The organism is Microcella humidisoli, assembly GCF_024362325.1.
GTDB classification, from domain to species: domain Bacteria; phylum Actinomycetota; class Actinomycetes; order Actinomycetales; family Microbacteriaceae; genus Microcella; species Microcella humidisoli.
On record NZ_CP101497.1, the window covers coordinates 261,097 to 276,760 of the forward strand.

11 protein-coding genes are annotated in these 15,664 nt (G+C 71.6%); 1 reads left to right on the forward strand and 10 read right to left on the reverse strand.

The features are described 5' to 3' along the window. Window positions 1-4: 4 nt before the first annotated feature. Window positions 5-3,775 carry a chromosome segregation SMC family protein gene (locus NNL39_RS01205; protein WP_255159896.1) on the reverse strand — a complete coding sequence of 1,257 codons (3,771 nt, stop codon included), beginning with the start codon at window positions 3,773-3,775 and terminating at the stop codon, window positions 5-7. Window positions 3,776-3,899: 124 nt separating this feature from the next. Here NNL39_RS01205 and NNL39_RS01210 point away from each other — a divergent pair, with 124 nt between their 5' ends. Further along, on the forward strand, window positions 3,900-4,985 hold the full coding sequence (locus NNL39_RS01210; protein ID WP_255159897.1) for a GNAT family N-acetyltransferase: 1,086 nt from the start codon (window positions 3,900-3,902) through the stop codon (window positions 4,983-4,985). On the opposite strand, the gene NNL39_RS01215 is transcribed toward NNL39_RS01210, so the two are convergent. The 9 genes from NNL39_RS01215 to NNL39_RS01255 all read right to left on the reverse strand — a co-directional run bounded on the left by NNL39_RS01215 (window position 4,982) and on the right by NNL39_RS01255 (window position 15,626). Further along, window positions 4,982-5,917, reverse strand: a complete 936-nt coding sequence (locus NNL39_RS01215; protein WP_255159898.1) for a hypothetical protein — start codon at window positions 5,915-5,917, stop codon at window positions 4,982-4,984. The two genes, NNL39_RS01210 and NNL39_RS01215, sit on opposite strands and share 4 nt — an antisense overlap. After that, window positions 5,914-9,294, reverse strand: coding sequence for a hypothetical protein (locus NNL39_RS01220; RefSeq protein ID WP_255159899.1), 3,381 nt, complete (start codon window positions 9,292-9,294; stop codon window positions 5,914-5,916). The genes NNL39_RS01215 and NNL39_RS01220 overlap by 4 nt, the downstream gene beginning before the upstream one ends. A 3-nt stretch (window positions 9,295-9,297) precedes the next feature. After that, a complete protein-coding gene (locus NNL39_RS01225) occupies window positions 9,298-9,825 on the reverse strand; it encodes a hypothetical protein (protein ID WP_255159900.1) in 528 nt (175 codons plus the stop codon). Between the two features lie 48 nt (window positions 9,826-9,873). Continuing rightward, the gene (locus tag NNL39_RS01230; protein ID WP_255159901.1) at window positions 9,874-11,616 is read right to left on the reverse strand and encodes a LuxR C-terminal-related transcriptional regulator; all 1,743 of its coding nucleotides are present in this window, start codon (window positions 11,614-11,616) and stop codon (window positions 9,874-9,876) included. Continuing rightward, entirely contained in the window at window positions 11,613-12,578 is a 966-nt protein-coding gene (mutM, locus tag NNL39_RS01235) for a bifunctional DNA-formamidopyrimidine glycosylase/DNA-(apurinic or apyrimidinic site) lyase (protein WP_255159902.1), read from the reverse strand. Before mutM ends, NNL39_RS01230 begins: the two co-directional genes overlap by 4 nt. Window positions 12,579-12,594: 16 nt before the next feature. After that, window positions 12,595-13,287: a ribonuclease III gene (gene rnc, locus NNL39_RS01240; protein ID WP_255159903.1), complete on the reverse strand. Its 693-nt coding sequence runs from the start codon at window positions 13,285-13,287 to the stop codon at window positions 12,595-12,597. A 13-nt stretch (window positions 13,288-13,300) separates the two neighbouring features. After that, a complete protein-coding gene (rpmF, locus tag NNL39_RS01245) occupies window positions 13,301-13,504 on the reverse strand; it encodes a 50S ribosomal protein L32 (protein WP_255159904.1) in 204 nt (67 codons plus the stop codon). A gap of 66 nt (window positions 13,505-13,570) precedes the next feature. Next, complete coding sequence (locus NNL39_RS01250) at window positions 13,571-14,101, reverse strand: YceD family protein (protein ID WP_255159905.1); 531 nt, start codon at window positions 14,099-14,101, stop codon at window positions 13,571-13,573. Between the two features lie 157 nt (window positions 14,102-14,258). After that, on the reverse strand, window positions 14,259-15,626 hold the full coding sequence (locus NNL39_RS01255) for an aspartate aminotransferase family protein (protein WP_255159906.1): 1,368 nt from the start codon (window positions 15,624-15,626) through the stop codon (window positions 14,259-14,261). Between the last annotated feature and the right edge of the window lie 38 nt (window positions 15,627-15,664).

Below are 15,664 nucleotides of genomic sequence, written 5' to 3' on the forward strand. Positions count from 1 at the left end.
TCGCTCAGCTCGCGCGCTCGTCGGGGGCCTGCACGCGCTGCCCGACGACGGCGCTCACGCCGTCTTGCCGCATGCTGACGCCGTAGAGCGCATCCGCGATCTCCATCGTGCGCTTCTGGTGCGTGATGATGATGAGCTGCGAGCTCTGGCGCAGGTCGCGGAAGATCGTGAGCAGGCGGCCGAGGTTGGCGTCGTCAAGCGCCGCCTCAACCTCATCCATGATGTAGAACGGGCTCGGGCGGGCCTTGAAGATCGCGATGAGCAGGGCGACGGCCGCGAGCGAGCGCTCACCACCGCTCAGCAGGCTCAAGCGCTCGATCTTCTTGCCGGCGGGCTTGACCGTGACCTCGATGCCCGTCGTGAGCATGTTCTCGGGGTCGGTGAGCGTGAGGCTGCCCGTGCCGCCCGGGAAGAGGATCGGGAAGACCACGTCGAAGGCGGCCTGGGTGTCGGCGAAGGCCGCGGCGAAGATCGTCTGCATGGTCGCGTCGACCTCATCGATGATCGTCAGCAGGTCGCGCCGCGTGTTCGCGAGGTCGGTGAGCTGCTCGGTGAGGAACTTGTGGCGCTGCTCGAGCGCCGCGAACTCCTCGAGCGCGAGCGGGTTGACGCGGCCCAGTTGGCTGAGCTTGCGCTCGGCGCGCGCGAGGCGGGCCTGCTGCTCGCTGCGGTCGAAGGGCTTGCCCGCGGGCTCTGTTCGCGGATCAGGAAGGTCGCTGTCGTCGACCCCCTCGGCCCTGCCGACACGCCGAGCTGAGGCGTCTGCACCCGCACCTTCCTGAACCGCGAACGGATGCGCGGCGGCCTGCGCCACGATCTCCGCGACCCGCGCGGCCTCTTCGTCGGAAGTCGGGTCGAACGCGGGCGCATCGGGGTCGGGGTCGACGCGCGCGGCAGCCTCGGCCGCGATCGCATCCGCGACAGCCTTGGCGGCCTCGGTGAGCGCGTCGTCGTCGGGCACGGGCACCTCGGGGCCGTACTCGGCCACGAGCACCTCTTCGACGAGCCCCAGTTCGTCGCCCGCGCGCTCGAGCAGCTGCGAAAGGTGCAGCTTCTTCTCGTAGATCTGCAGTTCGAGGCCGTGCACGCCCTCGGTGATCGCCGCCAGTCGTTCGCGTAGCGAGCTCTCCGTGCGGCGCAGCTCGAGCAGCTCGTCGTTCTGCGCGGCGCGCTCGCTCTCGCGCTGGGCGAGCGCGACCCGGGCCTCGGCGACCGATCGGTCGATCGAAGCCTGCACGGCGGGCAGGGCGGCGGCCACCGCGGTCGCCCGCTGCACCTGGCGCTGGCGCAGCACCGCACGGCGCGCGGCCTCGTCAGCCGCGGCCTTCTCGGCAACACGGCGCTTGTCGAGCAGCTCGGCCGCCTCGACCGCCGCGCGCACGCGCTCGCGCGCGGTCTCGAGCTCAATGCGCCGTTCGAGCTCGGCGGCGCGCGCCGCCTCGAGGTCGGCGAGTAAGGCGTCGCGCGCCGTCGCGTCGAGCATGGGGCGGGGGCGCGCGGCGAACTCCTCGTGCTCGGCCTGCGCGCGCTCGACCCCCGACTCGGCCTCGCGCACCGACTCCTGGGCAGAATCCACGCCCGAGGCGAGCCGCGCTGCTTCGGCCTCGGCGGCCTCGGCCTGGGCCCGCGCGCGCGAGACCTGCTCGCTGCGGGCCGCGCGCTGGGCATCCTGATCACGCACCGCGGCGAGGGCCTCGGTGGCCGACTGCTTCGCGGCGGCGAGGGCCGCGCGGGTCTCGTCAAGAGCGCCGCGGGCACGCTCGATGCCCGTCGACACCTCGGTGAGGGCGGTGGACGCGGCGTCGCGCTCGGCGGCGAGCTCGAGGCGGCTGCGCCCCGCGCCCGAGCCGCCGCGCAGCACCGAGCGCGTCAGCACGTCGCCCGCGCGCGTCACCACGCTGATCGAGTCGGCGCCCTCGAGCGCCGAGACGGCCGGCCAGGCGGCGCGCGCGGCCTCGAGGTCGTCGGCGATGAAGGTGCGGGCGAGCAGGCTGAGCACACCGGCGGGTGCGGTGACGACGTCGGCGGCGGCCGTGAGCCCCGCAACAGGCGTCAGGGGGGCGGATGCCCGGCCCGACACCTCGGCGAGCACGACGTCGACCCGACCCGCCTCGGCGGCGTGCGCGCGCTCGAGCGCTCGCAGGCCTGCCTCGAGATCATCGGCGAGCGCGGCTTCGGCGAGTGTGCCGAGCGCCGCGGCGATCGCCGCCTCGAAGCCTGCGCGCACCTGCAGGTGATCGCTCACGAGGCCGCGGATGCCCGCGGAGCCGACGAGTCCCGTCGCACCATCGCCCGAGTCGACCGCTTGCGAGAGCGCGCTGACGCGGGCCGCGAGCGCATCCCGCTCGCGCTCGAGCGTGTGCAGGGCGTCGCGCTCGACGTCGGTGCGGGAGCTGAGCGCGGCGACGCGGTCGTCGGCTTCGGCGAGTGCGGCGTCGAGGGCGCGCGCCGCCTCGGATCCGTCACCCTCGTCGAGCGCGGGCAGGGCGGCGAGCTCGGCGCGCGTGGCCTCCTGCCGCGCGACGGCGGCCTCGAGCGCGTTCTGCTGGCGCAGCAGCTCGCCCCGCGCGGCGGCGAGCGTCGAGCGCGCGACGTCGACACGGCTCGCAAGGGCGGCGAGCTGCAGGTCGTGCTGCGAGACGAGGGCGCTCTGTGCGGCGATCTCCTCATCGAGGGCATCGAGCGTGGCGCGCGCGGTCGCCGTGCGGGCGGCGACCTCGCCGACGAGCTCTTCGGCCGTCGCAACGCCAGCGCGCAGGGCGACGGCCTCGGCGCGCGCCTCGTCGACTTGCGACTGCGTGATCGTCGTCGACATGCCCGGCAGCTCGGCCTGCTGGCTGAGCAGGGTGAGCTTCTGCTGCGTGAGGCTCGCGAGGCTGCGCACGCGCTCTTGCACCTGCTCGAGCTCGAAGGCCACGCGGCGGGCCTCGTCGACCGCGTCGCCCACCTGCCGGGCCTCGATGCGCTGCACGCGCAGGCGGGTCTGGTCGAGCTGGCTCTGCACGACGATGCGCTCGCTCGTGCGTTCGCTCTCGCTGCGGGCGTGGTCGGCGAGCGCCGTGCGCAGGGCGACGACCTCGTCGGCCAGCAGACGAGCCCGGGCATCCCGCACGATCGCGGCGATCGTCTGGGCCTCGCGCGCGATCTCCGCCTGGCGGCCGAGCGGGGTCAGCTGACGCCGGATCTCGCCGGCCAGGTCGCTCAGGCGCGTCAGATTGGCCTGCATGGCCTCGAGCTTGCGCACGGTCTTCTCTTTGCGGCGGCGGTGCTTGAGGATTCCGGCCGCCTCTTCGATGAAGCCGCGCCGGTCATCCGGGCTCGCGTGCAGCACCGCGTCGAGCTGGCCCTGCCCGACGATGACGTGCATCTCGCGACCGAGACCCGAGTCGCTCAGCAGCTCTTGCACATCGAGCAGGCGGCACGCGGTGCCGTTGATGGCGTACTCGCTGCCGCCGTTGCGGAACAGCGTGCGCGAGATCGTCACTTCGCTGTACTCGATCGGCAGCGCGCCGTCGGCGTTGTCGATCGTCAGCTGCACCTCGGCGCGGCCGAGCGGGCCGCGCGTCGTGGTGCCGGCGAAGATGACGTCTTCCATCTTGCCGCCGCGCAGGGTCTTGGCACCCTGCTCGCCCATGACCCAGGCGAGCGCGTCGACGACGTTCGACTTGCCCGAGCCGTTGGGCCCCACGATGCACGTGACGCCCGTCTCGAACTGGAAGGTGGTCGGCTGCGCGAACGATTTGAAGCCCTTGATGGTGAGGCTCTTGAGGTGCACGCGCTGCCCCCTTCCCGGCACGGTCGTCGATGTCGACCGTCGCACGGCGCAAACCGGTCAGGGCTACCGTATCGGTTCGCGCGGCGCTAGTCTGGCGGGCTGGCCACCACCAGGAGGATGCCTCATGACCACCATCACCGTCACCGAAGTCACGATCCCCGACTCGCTCGACGCGCCCGACGCGCCCGAGTTTCTCGCGTGCGTCGACGTGCGCAACACCGTCTGGCGCGACGACTCCGGAACCGACGATCTCACCGCGACCGCTGCCGAGCTGCTGCCCGGCTGGCAGAAGACCACCTTCGAGCCCAAGCGCATGTTCGCGGCGCGCCTCGACGGGCGGCTCGTGGCGCGCGGCATCTACGAGACCCGCACCGAGGAGGCGGCCGACACCGTCTGGCTTATGGCGGAGGTGCTGCGGGATGCTCGGGGCCACGGCGTCGGAGAGGCCCTCGCCCAGCACCTCGAGGGCATCGCGCTGAGCGAGGGCAAGACCCGCGCGATCGTCTACGCCCCCTCGTGGAAGACCGGGGGAATCCGGATCCCCTCCCCCACGGGTTTCGGATCGGTGCCCGCGGGAACCCCGGAGGTGCGCCTGCTGCAGAGCCTCGGCTACACGCTCGAGCAGGTCGAGCGCGGCAGCCGACTGGCCCTGCCCCTGGAGAGCGACGTGCTGCAGGCTGCCCACGATGCGGCGCGGGCCGCCGCCGGGCCCGACTATCGCGTGCACACCTGGGCGGGCCCCACGCCGCCCGTATGGCGGGAGGACATCGCGCATCTGCTGACTCGCATGAGCACCGACGCGCCGACCGCGGGGCTCGAAGAGCCCGAAGACCCGTGGACGGTCGAGCGACTGCTCGAGGACGAGGCGAAGGAGGCCGAGAGCCCGCGCACCTCGATCGTCGCGGCGGTCGAGCACGTGCCGTCAGGCGCGCTCGTCGGGTTCACCGAGATGACCGCGCCGGCGGAGCGGGAGCGCACCGTCGGCCAGGAGGACACGATCGTGCTGCGCGAGCACCGGGGGCACCGACTCGGCATGCTGCTGAAGGCCGCGAACGTTCTCTGGCTCGAGGAGGTGTCGCCCGGGCATCCCTCGATCATCACCTACAACGCCGAGGAGAATCGGCACATGCTCGCGGTCAACGAGGCGCTCGGCTTCGTGCCCTTCGTGTACGAGGGCGCGTGGCGGAAAGACCTGCTCGGGTCGGCCTAGCCGACCCGCAACGCGGTCGTCCAGTTGCCTCCCGGCCCGTAGTAGGTGCGGCCCTGGAAGACGACCTCGAGTCGGTACACCACGAGGTAGGAGGGGTAGTAGCTTCCCTGACGCCCCCAGGCGGGGATGGTGTGGTTGCTGACCGTGCAGGTGAACGGGGCGGTCGCGCTGCCGCTCGTGACGCACGGAGTCGACGACCAGCCCCCGAAGGTGCCGGTGTCGTTGTTGCGCACGTTGACCTGCACGTTCACGATCGCGCCCGCGGGTGAAATGCCAGACCCTGTGAACGTGCTGTTCCAGTCGTCGATACCGGCGACGCGACTCACCGACCCGGTGAGCACCGGTGGGATGCTCGGGCTCGGGCTCGGCGAGGGCGAGGCGCTCGGGGCGGCGCTCGGCGAGCTGCTCGGGGTGGCGCTCGGCGCCGTCGAGGGGGCGGCGGAGGCGGTCGCGCTCGGCGTGGGTGAGGGCGTGACCGTGGGTGTCGGGGTCGGCGATGGCTCGGGGGTGGGTGCCACGCCGGGGTCACCGAGGTCGCCGACCACGATGACGGTCACGGGCGAATGGTCGTCGTCATCGGCGCCGAGCAGCGGCTGCAGCACGTAGGTGCCGGGCTCGAAGTCCCACGTGAACTCCCCCATCCACGCCGCCCGAGCCGGAGCATCGACAACACGGTCGAGCGTGTCGTCGCCGGGAGCCCCGACCTGCTGCCCGTCGCGCGTGATCACGAGACGCAGCAGCGGAGCATCGTCGCGCAGGTGCACCCGGATGGTGTGCTCGCCCGCGGCGAGCACCGAGCCGTCGAGCGGCTGGTCGAACCAGACCCGAGCCGGCGGGGTCGCCGGAGGAACGAGGATCGCGGCGCCGAGCGCGAGCGTTCCGACGACCGCCGTGCCGAGGGCGATGCGTGAGACGAGCAGGGCGGCGATCACGGCGTGTCCGTCAATCCGTGCTGGGGGTAGTAGTACGCGACGCCCCGCCCGTCGGTGGTGAAGGCGAGCGGGCCCGATCCGAACCGGGCGCGGGTGATCGTGACCGTCTCGCCGAAGCACGGCGAGTCGACCTGCACCGTGAGATACGGCGCTCCGTCGGCCGCCTGGCTGATCGACCGCACCAGCGGCGCCGGAGGGCCGGCGACGAAGTCCCAGTCGGGCAGCACCGGCAGGGGCACGGTACCCGACCACGTCGAGGTGATGCCGGCCACCTGCTCATAGCTCGCGGCGCGGCGCACGACGGCCGGCTCGATCGCGGGAGCGAGCTCGTAGGAGCGGCCGTTCATGACGAGGGTCGTGTTCGCGGTGATGGGACAGCTCGTGCCGCCCGGCAGCGCGCCGGGCACGTCGCCCGTCACGACGATGGTCGGCGGGGCGTCGCCGACGGGTCGGTAGACGAGGCCGGGGATGTATCCGACGCGGAACGCGCTCGAGATGAGCTTGCCCTGCTCGGCCTCGAGTCCACGCCGCACGGTCGCGTACAGCACGCTCGCCATGGCCTGGCACGCCGAGAGCGAGCCGTCGGGGGCGGTCGCGGTGCCGAGCGTGGCGTCGACGTCGGGATCGCCGTAGAGCTCGGCGACGGCGGTCACCGACCCGGCCGAGTCGGCCGGCACCGTGAAGGTCTCGCAGCTCAGGCCGAACTGCGAGAGCCCGTAGTCCATCGCGACGACGAGCACCGCCTTCATGTCCCCTGAGGCGACGGCCGCGATGTTCTCGTGCATGGGCAGCTGCGGGGGCAGGCCGGTGGCATAGGTGAACGCCACCGCCACGGCGAGGTTCGTGATCGAGTCGCAGGCCTGCTCGGCGTCGTCCGAGGCGGCCCCCGCGACGAGGCACACCGGGTTGAGCGCATCGAGCACGTCGATCGCCGTCGTGTAGATCGCGTTGTAGATGCCGGCGACCGTGTCCCAGAGCTCGGTGAGCGCCTCGTAGACACCCGGTGACACGGTGCTCACGAGCCCGGCGCCGAGCCCGATCGATGCTCCGACGACGGCGCCAGCGGGCCCGCCGACCAGGAAGCCCACGAAGGCCCCCATGAGCGTGGTCTGCAGCACGCAGACGAAGCCGCACTTCGGCTTCGCATCCTGTTCGGCGGCGTAGATCGCCAGCTCGGCGCTGTTGCGAAAATCGGTGCGGGCCTCTTCGCAGTAGATCCAGTCGTCGGTCGGGTACGAGATCTGCGCGAGAGCGAGGTCGCTGCGCGCGGCGTTGCCGCCGGAGTACACCGTGTCTCCCGGCTCGGGAGCACCGGGATACACGGTGCCGGCCGGCGTCTCGGCGAGGGGCCCCGACCACGGCTCCGCGAGCCACACGTCGGCGGGCGGGTAGCTCTGGATGTCGAAGCAGGCACCGCGGTAGGCCTGGTTCGTCGCCGACTGAGCGATACCGGGTCGAAACTCGATCGTGGGGTCGACGAGCTGCGGTGCCGTCTCGTCGGTCCACGGTTCCGACTGCGTCATGTCGATCGTCACGGACCGGGACGCGTAGCCCTCGCTGCCGGTGCCACGGGGATCGGCCACCGCCAGGGCGCGCACGGCGAGATCCGTCACCAGGCCGTCGTTGGCCGCGAGCGCGGCGGCGGCCAGGGACGCCGCGACGGCGTCGTCGAGCACGAGCGACCCGGCATCATCGAGCACGCCCGAGTCGCCGCCGGCCTTGAGCGAGCGCCACTGCCATGGCCTGATCGTCGTCGTGCCTGATGAGCCGTCGGCGGTCGGCGTCAACGGCACCGTGATGGTGCGCAGCACACCCTGGGTCGGCAGCCCGGTCGACGCGCTGCTGATGGGCGCCATGGAGACCTGCACGAGCGCGGTGCGCAGGGCCGGGTCGAGACTCTCAATGGTGAGCGTCACGGGCGTATCCCCGGCGAGATTGACGCGCTGCTCAGCGAGCGGATCAGTGAGGACGCTGAGATAGGCATCGGCTCCGGAGGCGCCCTCGAGCGATGCCGTCAGGGTGAGACCGCGCGCGGGCGCAGCTGTTCCGGGCTGGGTCGCGCCGACCGGCTGACAGGGACCGCCCGAGGCGGTCGACCCGTCGGTCGACGGCGGCTGGATGCTCGCCCGACAGAAGAGCCCCGAACCGACCTGCACGGCCTCGCCGCCGGCCCGGTGCCACAGCTCGAGATCGATCTGGTCGGAGGGTTCGATGGAGAGGAACGATCGCAGATCGGCGGCCACACTCGACGGCAGGAACTGCCCCTCGGCCGCGGGAACCCGTTGCCACGGCCCGCGGTCGATCGACACGTAGAGGTAGGGGTCGGGCACGTCGATCGACGAGCTCAAGGCACCGTTGACGATGATCGCGTCACCCGACCATCCGAGGTCGGCGCACTCCTCGGGAACCGTGATCGAGACGGGGAGCGATGGCCCGTTGATCCCGCTCACGTCATCGGTCACGCGCGGAAGGAACGCCACGAGGGTCAGCAGTCCGACCGGCACCGCGCTGAGCCGCGCGGGTTCGCCCGGGCGCACCTCGCCGAGCTTGCGCTGCTCGGGGCCGCCGTAGATCCACAACTCCTCGTCGGGATTCGTGGCCGTCACGACCACGTCGCAGCCGTCGAGGGTCGCCGTGATGCGGGTGAGCCAGTCGCTCGGCGGGAGTCGGTACTGCGTGGGGTCGTCGGCGATCGAGACGGCAGCCACGGGTGCCATCACGGGCGTTCCGGCGGGCAGGGTCTCGTCCACCGACGCCACGCGAATACTCGGGAGCAGTTCGCTGGGGGCGACCGCGAGTCGACCCGCGATGGACTCGAGGGTGTCGCCGGGGGCCGCGCGCAGGCGAGTGACGGGAGGCGGAGCATCCAGCCCCGCGGCGAGTTGCGATTGCAGACCGAGGTCGACGGGCAGGTCGAGCACCGAGGTCGGCAACACAGCCGAGCTGGCCGCCTCACCGGACGCCGTGATGGCGCGGGCCAGCAAGGGCCGGTCTCCGGCGACGGTCGGAACGTGGTCGAGTTCGAGACGGAGGACGAACGAGCCGTCGGCGATCTCGGTCGACTCGAGGTCGTCGATCGAGAAGACCAGGCGATCGCCATCCCACAGCTCGACGAGCTCGATCGGCTCCGGCGACTGACCGGCGATCTCGACCGCGATCGTGCCTCCGCGGCCGACCGCCGGAGACGACACCGGGGTGAGGCTGAGCGGAAACGCGCTCGGGGCGCGCTCGGCCTGCGCGGGCGGCGCATCGAACGGCGAACCGAACCTGACGAGTGCGACGACCCCGGCAGCGACGACGAGACTCAGCGCGACGACGATCGCGACCGCGGCGAACCACGGGCGCGAGAGCACCGGCCGGCGAGCGTCACCCGACATGGGCTACTCGGTCAGGGCGTACTGCACGCAGAGGCGGCCGATGACGGTCGTCGTCGTGTCGACCGTCACTTCGATGTCGAGGAACCCCGTGTAAGGGCCCCCATCGATGCCGGCGACGGCCTCCGGGCCGACGAACGTGAAGACGCCGCCCTCCTCGTCGAAGAAGAACGACCCCGTCGACGGCGCGACATCGCCCTCCGACGTGATGTAGGTCGAGAGCCAGCCGTAGGTCGGGAAGGCGTCGTCGTCGTGCGCGGCGTACGTGAACGAGATCGTGTCGCCCGCCTCGAGGGGGTAGACGTCGAGCACCGGATCGACCGTGAGCGCGGGATCGAGGAAGAGGTCGTACCCGTCGGTGGTCGCCGCCGAGCAGTCGAGGGCACCCCCGGTCGACTCGCCGTCGGGAGCCCCGCCATCGGTCGTTCCGCCTTCGGGGTCAGTGCTCGGAGTGCCGCCGGTTGCGCATCCCGCCAGGGCGAGCGCGGCGAGAAGAGCGACGGAGCCGAGAGTCGAGAGCGCTGTGCGAGCCATAGCGCCATGATCCAACCGGCGGTGGGTGCGCGACAGTGGGGTTGCGTCTTATTCGCTGCGGTTCGGGATGCTGCGCACGAGCCGCGCGATCATGACGCGCGACCCGGCCTGCCACCGGCGCTGAATCTCGGCCACGTACTTCTCGACCGTCTTGGTGCTGACCCCAAGCTCGCGCCCGATCTCGGCATTGCCGAGTCCGACGGCGACGCGCTCGGCAACGGCGGTGAGCTGCGGCGTGAGCGCTGCGGTCGGTGGTTCGAGATCGCCGGGGAAGAGCTCGGCCATGCGCGCCGCGACGACGAATCGCGAGGCAGCGGCGAAGGCGGCGAGCACGCGCGAGACGTGGCCCCGCACGGTGTGCTCGGAGAGGTGCAGAGCCGCGGCGATCTCGACGTTGCGCAGGCCGTCGGCGACCATGACCGCGACCTCGCGCTCGCGCGTCGAGAGCCCGTTCCACCCTGCTCCTGCGACGGGCGGCAGCCGACGCCCCGATGCCCGCAGCTCGCGCACGGCGGCTCGCCGCGCCGCAAGGTGCCCCGTGACCTCGGCCGCGGCGGCGAGGGCCACGAGCCGCGCGGCTCCTGAGCCGGTCTCGGCCGCTTCACGCCGGGCGCGCGCCGCGAGCACTTCGGCTTCGGCTGCTTCGACGACGCGCCCTTCGGCGTCGGCGAGCACGATCGCCCGTTCGGCAAGCGGGAGGGCCCTCCCTGGTTCTGCCGCCAGCAGCGCCAGGCGCGCGAGAATGCGGTGCACGGTCGACGCCGCGATCGGGTCGTCGAGGAACGGCTGGGCCAGCGCCGCCCACGCCTCCGCGGCATCGGCATCGGCCTCATCAGCGGCCGTGGCCACGAGAAGCTCCAGGCACAGTGCGCGGTCTACGATCGTGAGCTTCGATACGGCGAGGTCTCCGCCGGCGATCAGGGCGCTGCGCGCCGCCGCCCGGGTGTCGCCCAGCGCGACAAGCCCGAAGGCTGCGAGCAGGAAGCACCCCCGAGTGAGGTAGTCGCGCGGCACCGGACTCTCCGCGTCGAGCGCATCGGCGAGAGCGCGCACGTGGGAGCGCTCGGCGGCGTTGCCGCGCACGAGAATCTCGGTCGCCGAGCGCAACTGGCGCACGAGCACGAGCTCGGACTCGGGCAGCCGCTCGACCTCGGCCACCGCCTCGGCGATCCGCCCGCTGAACGTCAGGATGCGAACGGTGAGGATTCCGAAGACGACGCCGTACGGATGCGCGCGTCCGTCGCGTTCGAGGAAGACCTCGCCGGTCGCGTCGTGTGTCAGCTCGCCCCCGAGTGCGGCCCTTGCCGCGACGAGGGCGTCGTCTGCGCGGTGCAGGCGCGCGCTCGCGAGCGCCGCCTCGGCCACGAGGTAGCACGCGAATCGCGCGAGGTCGCGGTCGACATCACGCGCGTACGGGGCGAGCGCGGGGATAGCCGCGATGGCCTCGACCAGCACATCGCTCGAGGGGTTCGCGCCCTCGACCGCCCACCCGCCGGAGAGCCCGAGGGGATGCGGCCGGCCCGACTGCGCGAGGGAGCGCGCGGCGCGCGCGGTGACGAGCAGCACGGCATCGTCCGGTGCGCAGCGAGCGAGTGCCGCCTCGGCGCTCGCCTCCGCGTCGTCGAATCGTGCGGCCATGAAGAGGGCGACGCTCTCGAGCGCCCGGCGGTAGTCGTGCTCGCGCTCGCCCGGTGTGCCGAGGGGCGAAGCGCGGCAGTGCGCGATGGCGGCATCGGGCTCGGCCGCGATGATCGCGTCGAGCACGATCGCGAGATCGTCCCGTCGACTCATTCCGCCGCCGATCGGAGGCGGCGGATGCGCGGCAGCGTCGCCGCGGAGCGGATGCGCTGGCAGCGCGGGCAGAAGTGCGAGCCGCGGTTCATGAACTGCTCGCGCACGATGGGCCGTTCGCACCGCGCGCAGGGCTTGCCCTGCTGGCCGTAGGCGCGCAGCGAGTGGCTGAAGTAGCCCGAGGCGCCATTGACGTTGACGTATTGCGCGTCGAAGCTCGTGCCGCCCTCGTCGAGCGCGCGGCGCAGCACGATGCGCACCTCCTCGAGCAACTCGCGTGCCTTGCGCGTCGAGAGCGACTCGGTCGGCTGGTCGTAGTGCACGCGCGCGGCCCACAGCGCTTCGTCGGCGTAGATGTTGCCGATGCCGCTCACGAGCGTCTGGTCGAGCAGCGCGCGCTTGACGGTCGTGCGCTTCGCGGCGAGCCGGCGCAGGAAGCGCCGCTCGTCGAAGGCAGGATCGAGCGGGTCGCGCGCGATGTGGGCGACCTGGCTCGGGATGCTCGCGAGCGGCAGCCCGTATCCGGCCGCCGCGCCGTCGCGCGTCGGCAGCAGCGCATCCACCGCCATCGACCCGAAGATGCGCTGATCGACGAAGTCGACCCGCAGCGGGCCGTGCACCGGATGCGTCAACGCGAACCGGATACGCGTGAGCGCCGCGGCCTCGGCCGCCGGGTCGCGCAGCAGCACCTGCCCGCTCATACCCAGGTGGGCGACGAGAGCCTCGGCAGGAGCATCCGTGCCATCAGCACGACCGCTCTCGATCGGCAGCCAGAGGAACTTGCCGCGGCGCACGGCGCCGCGCAGCCGGGCGCCGGTCAGTCGCTCGATGAAGTCTTCGGCGGGGCCGCTGTGGCGCTTGAGCGAGCGCTCATCGAGCACCTCGACGGCGTCGATCGTCGCGCCCGTGACGGCAGGCTGCAGGCCGTGGCGCACGACCTCGACCTCGGGCAGCTCGGGCACGGTTCAGTATCGCTCGTCAGCGCCGCGACTGCAGTGTCGTCCAGGCCTCGAGGGCGGCGCCCATCTCGGCCTGCTTCTTGCTCGTGCCCTCGCCCGTGGCGATGGCCTCCTCGGCGAGCACGACGGTGGCCGTGAAGACCTTCGAGTGGTCGGGGCCGTGCTCCTCGATCACGTAGACGGGCATGCCGAGGCCGAGGTGCGCGGCGAGCTCTTGCAGCGAGGTCTTCGGGTCCATGGCGGCACCGAAGCGGTCGGGGTCGGCTAGCAGCGGGTCGACGAGGCGCAGCACGAGCGCGGTCGCCGCATCGCCGCCGAGGTCGAGATACGCGGCGCCGATGAGTGCTTCGACGGTGTCGGCGAGGATGGATGACTTCTCGCGACCACCCGTGAGCTCTTCGCCCTTGCCGAGCTTGAGGTGCTCGCCGAGCCCGATCGCGCGGGCCACCTCAGCGAGGGCGACCGACGAGACGAGCGATGCGCGGCGCTTGGCGAGATCGCCCTCGCTCAGCTCGGGGTAGGTCGTGTAGAGCATGACCGTGACGGCCTGCCCCAGAATCGAGTCACCGAGAAACTCGAGGCGCTCGTTCGTCGCCACGCCGCCGTTCTCGTACGCCCAGGAGCGGTGGGTGAGCGCGAGATCGAGCAGTTCGGGGTCGATTGTGAGCCCGAGCGCGTGCTCGAGCTGGGTTCGATCGTCTGACGGCGTCACGCCGACAGGTTCGTCAAACGTCGGCGACCTTGCGGCCCTTGTACTCCATGTACAGGGGCGTGCCGGCCGAGTCCTCGACCACCTTGGCGCGGTGGGGAAGGCTGTAGACGACCTTGCCGTTCTCGACGGTCTTCACGAGGGTCGGCACAGACGCCTTCCACTGCGAGCGACGCGAGTTGGTGTTGGAGCGCGACATCTTCCGCTTGGGAACAGCCATGGTGGTTCTTCTCTCTGTCAGACCCGCACGCGCGCGCGTGCTGGTGAGGTTCGGGGGTGGTGCGGCCTAGTTCGAATCGTCGTTCTCGAGGGCCAGGCCCTCGAGCGCCGCCCACCGCGGATCGATGACCACGCGGGGCTCCCGCGGGCCGGAATCCGCCAGGCGCTCACCGGTCTCAGGGTCGAGACCAGGGCAATCCTCGCGGCACACCGGCTGGAACGGGAGCGACAGCACCACAGCGTCTCGAACCACCGGTTCACAATCCACGTGATCATCGTGAACCTGGTAGTCGTACGCCTCGTCTCGAGAATACGCGAGAAGCTCCTGGAATTCGACTTCGACCGCCACCGTGACGGGGTCGAGGCAGCGCACGCACTCACCCGACGCGGTCGTGCGCACCTCGCCCGAGACGAGAATGCCGTCGTGCAGGCCCTCGAGCCGCAGGTCGAGCTCGAGCTCGGTGCCCGCACCGACGATGACCGCCGCGGCGCCCAGCTGCTCGGGCACGCCGAACGTCAGTTGCTTCTCGCGCATCTCGCCGGGGCGGTGCATGAGATCGCGCACGTTCACGCGGTAGGGGTTCGGGGCGGGAGGCATAGCGCCCCAGTCTACCGGGGTAGCGCGCTCCACGATGCGCGGGGCCGGTGGCGCACCCGCGGGGCCGGGGCCGTGCGGGCCCGGGAGACGAGCAACGGCCGCGAGCATCCCCTGCCCGATCGCAAGGAGTGCCCGCGGCCGTTGCCACGGTACGTCGCTAGTTCTGCGCAACCGCCGTGAATGCGCCGTCATACGCCTGCATGGCGACTGCGACTTGCTCGGGAGTCACGATGCACGGTGGCACGACATGGATGCGGTTGTCGGCCGCGAACGGCAGCACCTTGCGGGCCATGAGCTCGGCCTTAAGGCGGCCGATGACGTCAGCGCCCACGGGCTCGCGCGTCGCGCGGTCGGTGACGAGGTCGAGCGCCCAGAACACGCCCAGGCCGCGCACGTCGCCGATCATCGGGTGCTTCTCGGCGAGCGCACGCAGCGCGGGGCCGAGGTGCTGCTCACCGATCATCTTGGCGTTCTCGACGATGCCTTCATCGGTCATCGCATCGATCGAGGCGACGATCGAGGCCATCGCGAGGGGATGCCCGCTGTAGGTGAGCCCGCCCGGGAAGACGCGCTCGTCGAACGCCGCGGCGATGCTCGGGCTGATGACCACGCCGCCCACGGGCACGTAGCCCGAGTTGACGCCCTTCGCGAAGGCGATGAGGTCGGGGGTCGCCCGGTTCGGGTTGATGGTCTCGTTCTGCCACGCGAACCAGTCGCCCGTGCGGCCGAAGCCCGCCATGACCTCGTCGGCGATCCAGACGATGCCGTACTTGTCGGCGAGCGCGCGCACGCCCTCGAGGTAGCCGACGGGCGGCGCGAAGATGCCCGCGGTGCCGGGCACCGACTCGAGCAGGATCGCCGCGATCGTGCCGGGGCCCTCGGCGACGATCGTGCGCTCGAGGTGGCGCAGGGCGCGCTCGCACTCCTGCTCGGGGGTGTCGGAGTGAAACTCGCTGCGGTAGGTGAAGGGACCGAAGAAGTGCACGTGGCCGTAGGCGTACTCGTTGGGCATACGGCGCCAGTCGCCCGTCGCCGCGATGGCGGCACCCGTGTTGCCGTGGTAGCTGCGATAGGTCGAGAGCACCTTGTGCTTGTGCGTCGTGAGGCGCGCCATGCGGATCGCGTTCTCGATCGCGTCGGCGCCGCCGTTGGTGAAGAAGACCTTGCTGAAGCCAGGCCCGGCCTTCTCGACGATGCGCTGCGCCGCCTCGCCACGCACGAGGGCCGCGTGCGAGGGCGCGACGGTCGCGAGCTGCGCCGCCTGGTGCTGGATCGCCTCGACGACCCTCGGGTGCGAGTGGCCGATGTTGGTGTTGACGAGCTGGCTCGAGAAGTCGAGGTAGGTCTCGCCGTCGTAGGTGTGCACGTCGCAGCCCGCGGCGCTCGCGACGACGAAGGGCTTCAGCGCCCCCTGCGCGCTCCACGAGTGGAAGACGTACTCGCGGTCGAGGTCGTAGGCGCGTGCGCCGTCGGCCGGGTCGTGAGCGGGTGCAGCGGTGTGTGACCGGTTCAGAGTGTCGGTCATGGTTATCGGTCCTTGAGTCGCAGGAATGGGATAGCGCC